At 72.0% G+C, this 10,726-nt stretch carries 14 protein-coding genes and 1 tRNA gene; 9 read left to right on the top strand and 6 right to left on the bottom strand.

Annotated elements, in window-relative coordinates:
- The 4 genes from Q0588_RS03510 to Q0588_RS03495 all read right to left on the bottom strand — a co-directional run.
- On the bottom strand, positions 1–716 hold a 716-nt coding region (locus Q0588_RS03510; RefSeq protein WP_298743820.1), incomplete at its 3' end, for a hypothetical protein.
- 32 nt (positions 717–748) lie between these two features.
- The gene (locus Q0588_RS03505; RefSeq protein WP_298743819.1) at positions 749–1,294 is read right to left on the bottom strand and encodes a DUF6468 domain-containing protein; all 546 of its coding nucleotides are present in this window, start codon (positions 1,292–1,294) and stop codon (positions 749–751) included.
- The gene (gene fliM / locus Q0588_RS03500; protein WP_298743818.1) at positions 1,294–2,361 is read right to left on the bottom strand and encodes a flagellar motor switch protein FliM; all 1,068 of its coding nucleotides are present in this window, start codon (positions 2,359–2,361) and stop codon (positions 1,294–1,296) included. The genes Q0588_RS03505 and fliM overlap by 1 nt, the downstream gene beginning before the upstream one ends.
- Before the next feature lies 1 nt (position 2,362).
- On the bottom strand, positions 2,363–3,010 hold the full coding sequence (locus tag Q0588_RS03495; protein ID WP_298743821.1) for a flagellar basal body-associated FliL family protein: 648 nt from the start codon (positions 3,008–3,010) through the stop codon (positions 2,363–2,365).
- 176 nt (positions 3,011–3,186) lie between these two features.
- On the opposite strand from Q0588_RS03495, the gene flgF reads away from it, so the two are divergent.
- The 8 genes from flgF to Q0588_RS03455 all read left to right on the top strand — a co-directional run bounded on the left by flgF (position 3,187) and on the right by Q0588_RS03455 (position 9,560).
- Positions 3,187–3,924, top strand: a complete 738-nt coding sequence (gene flgF, locus Q0588_RS03490; protein WP_298743817.1) for a flagellar basal-body rod protein FlgF — start codon at positions 3,187–3,189, stop codon at positions 3,922–3,924.
- 12 nt (positions 3,925–3,936) lie between these two features.
- The gene (gene flgG, locus Q0588_RS03485; protein ID WP_298743815.1) at positions 3,937–4,725 is read left to right on the top strand and encodes a flagellar basal-body rod protein FlgG; all 789 of its coding nucleotides are present in this window, start codon (positions 3,937–3,939) and stop codon (positions 4,723–4,725) included.
- Positions 4,722–5,321 (top strand): flagella basal body P-ring formation protein FlgA, encoded by a 600-nt coding sequence (locus Q0588_RS03480; RefSeq protein ID WP_298743813.1) that lies wholly within the window; start codon positions 4,722–4,724, stop codon positions 5,319–5,321. Before flgG ends, Q0588_RS03480 begins: the two co-directional genes overlap by 4 nt.
- 15 nt (positions 5,322–5,336) lie before the next feature.
- Positions 5,337–6,083, top strand: a complete 747-nt coding sequence (gene flgH / locus Q0588_RS03475) for a flagellar basal body L-ring protein FlgH (RefSeq protein ID WP_298743811.1) — start codon at positions 5,337–5,339, stop codon at positions 6,081–6,083.
- Between the two features lie 163 nt (positions 6,084–6,246).
- Positions 6,247–6,720, top strand: a complete 474-nt coding sequence (locus Q0588_RS03470; protein ID WP_298743809.1) for a hypothetical protein — start codon at positions 6,247–6,249, stop codon at positions 6,718–6,720.
- 39 nt (positions 6,721–6,759) lie between these two features.
- Positions 6,760–7,188 carry a hypothetical protein gene (locus Q0588_RS03465; RefSeq protein ID WP_298743807.1) on the top strand — a complete coding sequence of 143 codons (429 nt, stop codon included), beginning with the start codon at positions 6,760–6,762 and terminating at the stop codon, positions 7,186–7,188.
- A gap of 17 nt (positions 7,189–7,205) precedes the next feature.
- A complete protein-coding gene (locus tag Q0588_RS03460) occupies positions 7,206–7,715 on the top strand; it encodes a hypothetical protein (RefSeq protein ID WP_298743805.1) in 510 nt (169 codons plus the stop codon).
- Positions 7,716–7,763: 48 nt separating this feature from the next.
- On the top strand, positions 7,764–9,560 hold the full coding sequence (locus tag Q0588_RS03455) for a DUF885 family protein (RefSeq protein WP_298743803.1): 1,797 nt from the start codon (positions 7,764–7,766) through the stop codon (positions 9,558–9,560).
- Positions 9,561–9,573: 13 nt separating this feature from the next.
- Here Q0588_RS03455 and msrA read toward each other — a convergent pair whose 3' ends face one another.
- Positions 9,574–10,224, bottom strand: a complete 651-nt coding sequence (gene msrA, locus Q0588_RS03450; RefSeq protein ID WP_298743802.1) for a peptide-methionine (S)-S-oxide reductase MsrA — start codon at positions 10,222–10,224, stop codon at positions 9,574–9,576.
- 145 nt (positions 10,225–10,369) lie between these two features.
- On the opposite strand from msrA, the gene Q0588_RS03445 reads away from it, so the two are divergent.
- Positions 10,370–10,459: transfer RNA gene (locus Q0588_RS03445), tRNA-Ser, on the top strand.
- Between the two features lie 35 nt (positions 10,460–10,494).
- Here Q0588_RS03445 and Q0588_RS03440 read toward each other — a convergent pair.
- Positions 10,495–10,726: substrate-binding domain-containing protein (locus tag Q0588_RS03440; RefSeq protein WP_366872559.1), on the bottom strand; the 232-nt coding region annotated here is incomplete at its 5' end.

Here is a 10,726-nt window from a genome sequence, read left to right as displayed (position 1 = left end):
GGACGGGCCGCGGCGGCCGGGGCGGGCGGGGCCGGAGCCGGAGCCGGAGCCGGGACGGGGGGCTGGGCGGCGGCCCCGCTTTCGGCGGCGGCGGCGCGGGCGGCGAGGCGGCGCTGGGCCGCGAACCGGCCGGCCAGCTTCTCGGTCAGTTCGCGGGCGGCGGCGGGCTCCATCTGGGCCATCACCGCGGCGAGGGCGCGCGGACGCATGGCGGCGGCGACCGGCAGGCGCACGTCGTCATTGAGGGTGGCGAAGACCCGCGCCGCCTCGCGCGGGCGCATGGCCGAATAGACGGCGACGAGGCGGTCGACCTCGGCCTGCTCGCGCTCGCCGACCTGGCCCAGCAGGGCCTGGACCTCGGCCTTGACGGCCTCGAGGGCGGCGGTCTTGGCGTCCAGCTTCTGCTCGGCGGCGGCCATCAGCGGCAGCATCGAGGCCATGTCCCCGTCGCGGACGTCCAGCTCGGCGCGGCGGTCCTTGAGGGCGTTGAGGATGCGCATCTCGGCCGGCGACAGGCCGGCCTGCTGGGCCAGCTGCTCGGGGGTCAGGGCGCAGACGGCGGGGGCCGGCGTGGCGGCGGCGGCGGTCGGCGCGGCCTCCTCGGCCCAGGCCCGCGCGCCCTCGAACAGGCCGGGAGCGACGCCGACGGCGCGGACGACGACCACCCCGCCGATGGCGACGGCGATCAGGGGCAGCAGGCGGGGAATCTTGCTCATGATCGGCTACTCGGAGGAATGGGAGGCCGCGATCAGGCGGCGAACAGGTCTTCGTCGAGACTGCGGCGGGCCCGGTTGAGGCTTTGCTTCGCGGATTGGTTAGCGGTCATGGCTCCGAGGATGGCGGCGACGTTGCCGCCGCCGGGGGGGCGGGCGGCCTTCGCCGGCGCGGCCAGGCCCTGGATGCGCTCGGCCAGGGCGGCCATGCGCGCGGCCCGTTCGTCGTCCCGGGGGGCCGCCGCCGGGGCGGACGCGAGGGGGGCGGGGGCGGCCTCCCTGACCGGCTCGGCGGCCGGGGCGGAGACGGGGCCGCGGGCGATCAGCGCCTCCAGCTGGGCCTTGACCTCGCGGGCCTTGAGGATGCGGTCGTGCAGCAGGTCGGTCTCCTGCCCCGAGGCGCGCAGCGAGGCCAGGGCGGCCTCGGCCCGGCCGGCGGCGGCGTTGAGCTCGGTGACGGCGGAGGCGAAGGCCTGCTGGCCCTCGCGCAGGGCGGTCAGCTTGCGCTCGAGCCGCACGCCGTAGCCGAGGGCGGCGACCAGCAGCAGCATCAGCACGCCGTCGAGGATCATGCCGGTCATCAGCGTCTTCCCTTCGCGAGGCTGGAGGCGGTCTCGATGTCGATCGGCGCCTCGACGCGGACCGCGATATGCCGGCCCTTGCGGCCCATGCGGCCGGTGGTCAGCGGGATCGACCCGGCGCGGATCGAGATGTCGGAGTCGGGGGTGGCGTTGAGCATCAGGGTGTCGCCGACCTTGAAATTCAGCACCTGCGACAGCGGCAGCTGCTGTTCGTCGAGCACGGCGCGGACCTCGGTGCCGGTGGTCCAGAGCTCGGTGGCCAGGTGGCCTTCCCAGATGTTGTCGCGGCCGAATTTCTCGCCCATGAACTGCTGCAGCAGCATCTTGCGGATCGGCTCGAGGGTGGCGTAGGGCAGCAGCAGCTCGATGCGGCCGCCGCGGTCCTCCATGTCGATGCGCAGCTTGACCAGGATGGCGGCGTTGGCCGGCCGGGCGATGGCGGCGAAGCGCGGATTGGTCTCCAGCCGGTCGAGATTGAAATGCACCGGCGTCAGCGGCTCGAAGGCGGCCTGGGCGTCGGCCAGCACGACCTCGACCATGCGCTGCACCAGCACCCGCTCGATGGTGGTGTAGGGGCGGCCCTCGATGCGCAGGGCGGCGGTGCCGCGCCGGCCGCCGAGGAGCACGTCGACGATCGAATAGATCAGGTTGGAATCGACCGTCAGCAGGCCGTAGTTGTCCAGCTCCTCGGCCCGGAACACGGCCAGGATGGCCGGCAGCGGGATCGAGTTCAGATAGTCGCCGAAGCGGATCGAGGAGATGTTGTCGAGGCTGACCTCGACATTGTCCGAGGTGAAGTTGCGCAGCGAGGTGGTCATCAGCCGCACCAGGCGGTCGAAGACGATCTCGAGCATCGGCAGGCGCTCGTAGGAGACCAGGGCCGAGTTGATGATGGCCCGGATGCCGGTACGTTCGGCGCTGTCGTCGTCGCCGAGATCGAAGCCGAGCAGGCTGTCGATCTCGTCCTGGTTCAGGACCCGTTCCGACGGGGCGGCCGCGTCCGGCCCGGCCAGGGGGTCCAGGCCGGCGAGCGGGTCGGGGGCCTCGGCGAAGGCGGCGTCGGTCATGCTACTGCACCAGCATTTCTTCGATCAGCACCGCGTCGACCTGGCCGGGGGCGGCGATCAGGTTGACGCGGCGCAGGATCTCGGCGCGCAGCTGGAAGCTGCCGGCCGAACCGGCCAGATCCTCGGGCCGCAGCTCGCGCAGGAAGCTCTGGAACATGTCCTGCATCCGCGGCATCTCGGCCTGCAGGTGTTCGGCCAGACCGGCGTCGTGCATCTCCAGGGTCAGCTTGAGCTTGAGGAAGGTGGGCCGGCCGTCGGGAGCCTGGATGTTCACCAGCAGGTCGGGCAGGGTGTAGAAGACCACCCCGTCGGGGCCCTCGGAGATGACGCCCAGGGCCGGGTCGGCCTCGCCGCCGGAGGCGCCGCCGTGGCCGCCGCCCTTCTTGTCCTTCTTCTCATGACCGCCTTTCGCGGCGGCGCCGTGATCGCCGGCCTCGGCCGCCGCGCCCGCGGGCTGCATCAGGAAGAAGGCCGCCGCGCCGCCGCCGCCCAGCACCAGCAGCACGGCGGGGACGACGATCAGCAGCAGGGGCGGAATCTTCTTCCGGGGCGCGGCGGCCTCGCCGTCGACCGTCTCGCCGTCGGCGACGGCCGGAAGACCGGCGTCGTCGGCCGCCGCCGCTCCCTTTTTCCCGCCGAATTTGAACATGCCGCGCGCCCCGAGAATCTGCTGACCCATTCGAGACGTTTTTGGTTAACGAGGCGCTAAGAACCGGCAAATCCTGCCGGGCGCCAGGGCGGGCTTTGCGGCCGAAACGCCCGTCCCGCCTAGGTTAACCCTGTTGGCACGCCCGTTGCGAGGACCGGGGGCGAAAGGAGCCGCCCGTGGAAAACGCCGCCTATGTCGGACTGTCCCGCCAGATGACCCTGCGCCGCGAACTCGACATCGTGGCCAACAACATCGCCAATGCGGACACGACCGGCTTCAAGGTCGAGCAGCTGCTGCTCGGCGAGGAGGTCGGCGAGCGGGCCCGCAACGCCTTCGTGCGCCCGGGGGCCAGCTTCGTCATGGACAACGGCGTCGGCCGCGACTTCGGCCAGGGCGCCCTGGAGCAGACCGGCCGGCCGCTGGACTTCGCCATCGAGGGCGAAGGCGCCTTCTTCGCCGTGAAGGACGGAGCCGGGGACGCCTACACCCGCGACGGGGCCTTCACCCTGGACCCGGAGGGCCGGCTGACCACCCAGGGCGGCGCGGCCGTGCAGGGCGACGGCGGCGACATCGTCCTCGACCCGCAGCTGGGCCAGGTCGCCGTCGCCGCCGACGGCACGATCAGCCAGAACGGCCGGCCGGTCGGCCGCCTCGGCGTGGTCCGCTTCGACAGCCTGGCCGTGCTCGAGAAGGGCGGCGACGGCCTCTACCGCAACGCCTCCAACGCCGCGCCGGAGGCCGCCAATGACGTGCAGGTGCGCCAGGCGATGCTGGAGGGCTCCAACGTCAATCCGATCCTCGAGATCACCAATCTGATCGAGATCCAGCGCGCCTACGAGAGCGTGACGCGGATGATCGAGAACACCAACGACCTGTCCCGCCGCGCCGTCGAGCGCCTGGGCCGGGCCGCATAAGGAGAACGGGACATGAGAGCGCTCAGAACCGCCGCCTCGGGCATGGCCGCCCAGCAGCTGAACGTGGAGGTCATCTCCAACAACATCGCCAACATGAACACGGTCGGCTTCAAGCGACAGCGGGCCGAGTTCCAGGACCTGCTGTACCAGAACGTCGAACGGATGGGGGCGCAGTCGTCCAGCCAGGGCACGGTGGTCCCGACCGGCATCCAGATCGGCGCCGGCGTCAAGGCCGGCTCGGTCTATCGCGTCACCGAGCAGGGCAGCCCGACCCAGACCGGCAACCGCTACGACCTGGCCGTGGACGGCCGCGGCTATTTCCAGATCCTGATGCCCTCGGGCGAGACCGCCTACACCCGGGCCGGCAATTTCTCGGTCAACGGCGAGGGCCAGCTGGTCACCGACGACGGCTATGCGGTGCAGCCCAACATCTCGATCCCGCAGGACGCCGTCGACGTCTCGATCTCCAAGTCGGGCCAGGTCCAGGTCATCACCCAGGGACAGGCGGAGCCGCAGATCGTCGGCCAGATCGAACTGGCGAACTTCTTCAACGAGGCCGGGCTCGAGGCGATCGGCGACAATCTGCTGCTGGAGACCGCCGCCTCCGGCCCGGCCAATGTCGGCAGTCCCGGCGAGGTCGGCTTCGGCGAGCTGCTGCAGGGCTATACCGAAGCCTCCAACGTCGACGCCGTGGCCGAGATCAGCGCCCTGATCATCGCCCAGCGCGCCTATGAGATGAACTCCAAGGTCATCACCACCGCCGATCAGATGCTGTCGGTCAGCGCGCAGGTGAAGTCGTGAGGGCCCTGATCGCCGCGGCCGCGGCGCTGCTGCTGGCGGGGCCCGCCCTCGCCGGCCCCGTCACCCTGAAGGCCAATCCGGTCGACGCGGACGGCCGGATCACCCTGGGCGACCTGTTCGACGGCGCGGGATCGGCCTCGGGCGTCATCGTCGGCGTCCGCTCCGGCCCCTCGGCGGTGTTCGAGGCCGGCCAGCTGCAGGCCCTGGCCCGGCAGTCCGGCCTGGACTGGGCAAATCCGACCGGGCTGCGCCGGGTCGTGGTGCGCCACGCCGCCGTCGCCCCCGCGACCGTGCCGGACTCGGCCGGAGACGCCGCCGCCCCGGCTCCCGCCCGGGCCGCGCCGACCCGGGCCGGGCCGGTCCGGTCCGCCTACGCCGAGCGGATCATCAGCCGCAACGACATCGTCGAGGTGATCTACGAGGCCGCCGGTGTGCGCCTGACCATCACCGGCCGGGCCGAGGGCAATGCGGCCGAAGGCCAGCGCCTGGCCATCCGCAACCTGCAGTCCGGCCGTGTCTTCGACGCCGTCGCGATCGCGCCGGGCCAGGCCATCGCCGGCCCGGCCGCCCGCCTCCAACAGTTCGCCGCCCGCTAGAGGGAAAGAGTACCCATGCGCACCGCCCTGATCGTCACCGCCGCCGCCCTGACCTCGACGCTGGCGCTGGGCGCCTGTTCGACCGCCGTGGAGGCCGTGCGCGGCCCCGAACTGGCCCCGATCGGCTATCCGGCCGCCCTGGTGCCGACCAGCCAGGCCTATCTGCCCTCCCCCGAGCGACAGCGCGCCGACCGCGCCGCCAGCGCCAACAGCCTGTGGCGCACCGGGGCGCGCACCTTCTTCGGCGACCAGCGCGCCCGCCGCATCGGCGACATCGTCACCGTCAACATCGACATCGACGACCGCGCCCAGACCCAGAATTCGACCGCGCGCAGCCGCACCAACGAGATGTCCAGCGGGATCACCAACTTCTTCGGCCTCGAGAACAGCCTCGGCCGCGCCTTCCCCGGCGGGTTCGACCCGGCCAGCCTGGTCGGTCTGGAAGGCGGGTCGAGCGCCAACGGCTCCGGCTCGGTCAACCGCTCGGAGAAGGTCAGCCTGACCATCGCCGCCGTCGTCACCGACGTGCTGGCGAACGGCAATCTGGTCATCCAGGGACGGCAGGAGGTGCGCACCAACCGCGAGGTCCGCGAACTGACCGTCGCCGGCATCGTGCGCCCGGAGGACATCAGCTCGGCCAACACCATCGCCCACACCCAGATCGCCGAGGCCCGCATCAGCTACGGCGGCCGCGGCGACATCAGCCGGGTGCAGGCGACGCCCGCCGCCCAGTCGCTGGTCGAGCGTTTCAGCCCGTTCTGACCGCGCCGGGGTCTGTCACGCTCAACCGAGCATCGATGTCCGGACCCGACCCCGGCCTGTGACCTTTTCGTCGATACAGGCCCGGCAGCCGCTTTTCCCCAAGCGGAGCGGTGAACCGTTAACGGAACCCGGCGTTTGCCTGCCAGACGCGAGTATCCTTGCCATGTTCAAATTCGCCATTCCCGCCGTCGCCGCCCTTGGCCTGATCGCGGTCGCGGCCGGGTCGCAGGCCGACAACGCCGACCCCGCCCCGACCGGCGTCGCGCCGATGGGCTGGTACCTGAGCCACGAGGGCCCCATGGCCAAATTGGCCTATGGCGTGGCCAATTCCGACCAGCTGGCGCTGATGATGACCTGCGAGCCGGGCCAGGCCCAGGCGGCGGTCTATGGCGACGTCCAGCCCGCCAGCCCGCGTCTGCTCAAGGCATCCATGGATGGGGCGGCCATCGATCCGCTCAGCGGCGGACTGGGCGACGAGGCCCGCATCCCGCTCGGCGATCCGGCGCTGCGCAAGCTGGCCGAGAGCGGCAAGCTGGCGGTCGAGGGCGAGGCCGGTCACTTCGAATTGACCGCCGACGGCGACGAACGCCGCCTGGTCCGGGCGTTTTTCGCCTATTGCGGAACCGGCAAGGTCTGATCAAAACCCTTAACGGACCATTCAGCGGGGGCTGAACCCATGATCGCCAGTCTCGCCGGCCTCGCCTTCCTGGCGATGCAAACCCCGCCGCCGGAGTCCGCCTGGACCTGGACCCTCTATGCCGACGAGGCCCGGGTGGCGCTGGCCAACGAGGCGCCGGACACCCCGAATCTGCGCTTCACCCTGGAGTGCGAGCCGGGCTCGGGCGTGGCCCGCGTGGCCTTCTACGGCGGCGCGCGGAACACCGGCATGGCGCGGGTGACCGCCGGGGAGGCCGCCGCCGTCACCGAGGCCACGGTCGACCGGGGCGCGCTGAAGCTGGCGCTGCGCACCGATCATCCGGTGTTCGCGGCCTTCGCCGCCGAGGGCCGGCTGGCGGCGGCCGTGGGCGAGCAAAGGCGCACCGTCGAGGTGCCCCGGCCCCACCTTGCCAAATTGCGCCGCTTCGCCGAACTGTGCTCGGGCTGATCGCCCGGAGACCGTCGATGCGCCCGCGCGCCCTTTTCGCCCTGACCGCCGTGGCCGCGAGCGCCGCCGCCTGTGCGACGGTCCAGCCGCCCTCCCCGGCCGCGGAGCCGTCGGCCGGGGCCGCCGCCCCGGCCCCGGTCGAGGGCCGTGACTGGTTCCATCACGCCGACGCCGACGCGGGGCGGCTGGTCTATGGCGCGGCCGAGAGCGACGACCTGAAGCTGGGGTTCGAGTGCCGCCGCGGATCGGGCCGGCTGGAGGTGCTCAGCCTCGCCCCCAAGGGCGCCAAGGCGGAGATCGTCCTCGAATCCGGGGGCGAGACGGCGCGGCTGCCGGCCCGGTCCGAGCCGTCCCAGCTCGACGACGGCGTGCTGCTGACCGCCGGGTCCGCGACGGCGGCGCCGGTGCTGCAGCGCTTCCGCCGCCTCGGCTGGGTGGCGCTGTGGCGCGACGGCGACCGCGAGGCCTATGCGCCCCACCCCGGCTCCGCCGCCGACATCGAGCGCTTCTTCGCCTTCTGCGGTTGACGGACGGCCCCGCCTCCGGTGCAGTCGCGGGCCAGTCGGAGGGACGCCATGAAGACCGTGATCGCCATCGGGGCCGCCGCCCTGATCGCCGCCGCCGCGCCGGCGGTGGCCGCCGCGCAGCCGCAGACCGCGCCCGAGGCGGCCCGCAACGCCGACGACCCGGCCCTCGCCGCCATTCTCGCCGACTATGAAGCCTATCTGCGGGCCAACGACCCGATCTCGGCCGGGATGGAGGGCGACCGCGAGGCCCTGTCGCGCCTGCCCGACGTGTCGCGCGCCCATGAGCTGGCCCAGGAGCCGGTGCTCAAGGGCTTCGCCGACCGGCTGGCCGCCATCGACCCCGCCGCCCTGGGCGACGACGACCGGCTGAACCACGCCTTCCTCGGCTGGCTGGTCCAGCGGGCCCGCGCGCGCATCCCGCTGGACGCCGGACGCCTCGGGGCCTTCAACGCCGAGGGCGGCCCGGGGCAGTCGATGGCCTATCTGGCCAGCGTGACCCGCATCGCCACGCGAGAGGACGCCGAGGCGTGGATCGCCCGGCTGGAGGCCATGCCGGACCTCTGGCGCCATCCGCTGGAGGACGCCCGGCGCGGACTGGACAGCGGCCTGGTCCAGCCGCGCTCGATCGTCGAGAACGCGCTCAGCCTGATGGAGCCGGAGGCGGCCCATACGCCCGAAACGGACCCCCTGCTGAAGCCGCTGGCCGTCCTGCCCGCCTCGATCAGCGCCGCCGACCAGGCGGCGCTGCGGGCCCGCGCCGCCCGCGCCGTCGCCGGGGGGATCATGCCGCGCCGCCGCGAGTGGGCGCGCTTCCTGCGCGAGGACTATCTGCCGCGCGCGCCGGAGAGCCTCGGCCTCGTCCACCGCCCCGGCGGGCGCGACCTCTACGCCTTCCTGATGGCGGGCTACACCACCACCGACCTGACCCCGGACGAGGTGCACCGGATCGGACAGGCGGAGGTGGCCCGCATCCGCGCGCGGATGGAGACGGAGATGCGCGCCGCCGGCTGGACCGGCGACTTCGCCGCCTTCCTCGCCTTCCTGCGCGGCGATCCGCGGTTCTACGCCACGACACGGGAGCAACTTCTGGAGAAGGCCTCGGAGATGGCCAAGCGGGCCGACGACGGCCTGCCGGCCCTGTTCGGGACCCTGCCCCGCCTGCCCTATGGCGTGCGCCCGGTGCCGGCCGAGATCGAGGCCAACTACACCACCGGCCGCTATTTCTCCGGCTCGATGGAGAACGGCGTCGCCGGCGGCTATATGGTCAACACCGCGCGGCTGGACCAGCGGCCGCTGTACGAGCTGCCGGCCCTGACCCTGCACGAGGCCGCGCCCGGCCACCACGTCCAGATCGCCCTGCAGCAGGAGGCCGAGCAGGGCCCCTATTTCCGCAAGGACGCCAATGTCACCGCCTTCACCGAGGGCTGGGGCCTGTATGCGGAATTCCTCGGCGAGGAGATGGGCTTCTACCGCACGCCGTACGAGCGCTTCGGGCGGCTCAGCTACGAGATGTGGCGGGCCTGCCGGCTGGTGGCCGACACCGGCCTTCACTGGCTGGGCTGGGACATCGAACAGGCCCGGGCCTGTTTCCGCGACAATTCGGCCCTGGCCCCGCACAATATCGAGACCGAGCTGCAGCGCTACATCGGCTGGCCCGGCCAGGCCACGGCCTACAAGATCGGCGAGATCCGGCTGCGCGGGATCCGGGCGCGGGCCGAGCGTGAGCTGGGCGAGCGGTTCGACGTGCGCCGCTTCCACGACGCCCTTCTGGTCGACGGGCCGCTGCCGCTGGGCCTGCTCGATGAGCGGATGGACCGGTGGATCGCGGAGGAGAAGGGGCGCTGAGGGCGGAGCGCGCTCAGGCCTCGACGCCGAGGCCGATCGGACAGGTCACGCCGGTGCCGCCGATGCCGCAGTAGCCGCCGGGGTTCTTGGCCAGATAGGCCTGGTGGTAGTCCTCGGCGAAGTAGAAGGCCCCGGCCGGGGCGATCCCGGTGGTGATGTCGCCGCGCCCGGCCTTGCGCAGAGCCGCCTGGTAGGCGTCGCGCGAGGCCTCGGCCTCGGCCCGCTGCGCATCGCTGAGGTAATAGATGGCCGACCGGTAGGTGGTGCCGACGTCATTGCCCTGGCGCATACCCTGGGTCGGGTCGTGGTTCTCCCAGAACACCCTGAGCAGTTCGGCGTAGCCGATCTCGTGCGGATTGAAGACCACCTGCACCACCTCGGCGTGGCCGGTCAGGCCGGTGCAGGTCTCCTCATAGGTCGGATTGGGGGTGAAGCCGCCGGAATAGCCGGCCGCGGTGACCCAGACCCCGGGCAGCCGCCAGAACAGCCGCTCGACGCCCCAGAAACAGCCCATGCCGAAGATCGCCGTCTCGAATCCCTCCGGATGCGGCCCCTTCAGCGGCCGGCCGTTGACGTAGTGGACCTCGTCGGTGCGCAGCGGCTCGCTCCGCCCCGGCAGGGCGGTTTCGGCGGTCGGCATCTCGTGGGTTTTTCGCAGCCGCATGGCGGGGCCTCCGGTCGAACCTGCGCAGCCTATATGGGATGTCCGGCGGCGCTTGCCGAGGGGGTCGGCTTGTTCTATCAGCCTGCCTCCGCCGGAACGACCGATCCGGCGGTTCACGCAGGCCCCCGGGCGACGTCGTGGACACGGACAGGTGGCGGAGTGGTCGATCGCGCACGCTTGGAAAGCGTGTGTAGGCGAAAGCCTACCGAGGGTTCGAATCCCTCTCTGTCCGCCACCGGCCCGCCGGCCTCGGGAGCGCTCGCGTAATGATCAGTCGTCGTCCGGCGCATCCCGGGGCGCATCGGTCATCCAGCCCCACCGCCGGAAGATTTCCGCCCCGGTCGGAGAGCGGAGAAACTCCAGGAATTTCCCGCTGTCCATATCCTCGCGGCCCAGCCTGGTCACGACCGCGCCCGTGTCGCGCCAGATCCGGTAGGGCTCCTCGACCTCGACCAGATCCGCCACCTCCGGATTGGCCACCTGCCAGATGTTCCAGATGATC

Origin of the sequence: uncultured Brevundimonas sp. (assembly GCF_937870815.1) — a bacterium.
GTDB lineage: Bacteria > Pseudomonadota > Alphaproteobacteria > Caulobacterales > Caulobacteraceae > Brevundimonas.
This window is presented reverse-complemented; position numbering and strand designations above follow the sequence as displayed.

Excerpts from the sequence above, each read along its gene's own strand:
- Q0588_RS03505 (WP_298743819.1), bottom strand. The coding sequence starts at position 1,294 with ATGACCGGCATGATCCTCGACGGCGTGCTGATGCTGCTGCTGGTCGCC.
- fliM (WP_298743818.1), bottom strand. The coding sequence starts at position 2,361 with ATGACCGACGCCGCCTTCGCCGAGGCCCCCGACCCGCTCGCCGGCCTG.
- Q0588_RS03495 (WP_298743821.1), bottom strand. The coding sequence starts at position 3,010 with ATGTTCAAATTCGGCGGGAAAAAGGGAGCGGCGGCGGCCGACGACGCC.
- flgG (WP_298743815.1), top strand. The coding sequence starts at position 3,937 with ATGAGAGCGCTCAGAACCGCCGCCTCGGGCATGGCCGCCCAGCAGCTG.
- flgH (WP_298743811.1), top strand. The coding sequence starts at position 5,337 with ATGCGCACCGCCCTGATCGTCACCGCCGCCGCCCTGACCTCGACGCTG.
- Q0588_RS03470 (WP_298743809.1), top strand. The coding sequence starts at position 6,247 with ATGTTCAAATTCGCCATTCCCGCCGTCGCCGCCCTTGGCCTGATCGCG.
- Q0588_RS03465 (WP_298743807.1), top strand. The coding sequence starts at position 6,760 with ATGATCGCCAGTCTCGCCGGCCTCGCCTTCCTGGCGATGCAAACCCCG.
- Q0588_RS03460 (WP_298743805.1), top strand. The coding sequence starts at position 7,206 with ATGCGCCCGCGCGCCCTTTTCGCCCTGACCGCCGTGGCCGCGAGCGCC.
- Q0588_RS03455 (WP_298743803.1), top strand. The coding sequence starts at position 7,764 with ATGAAGACCGTGATCGCCATCGGGGCCGCCGCCCTGATCGCCGCCGCC.
- msrA (WP_298743802.1), bottom strand. The coding sequence starts at position 10,224 with ATGCGGCTGCGAAAAACCCACGAGATGCCGACCGCCGAAACCGCCCTG.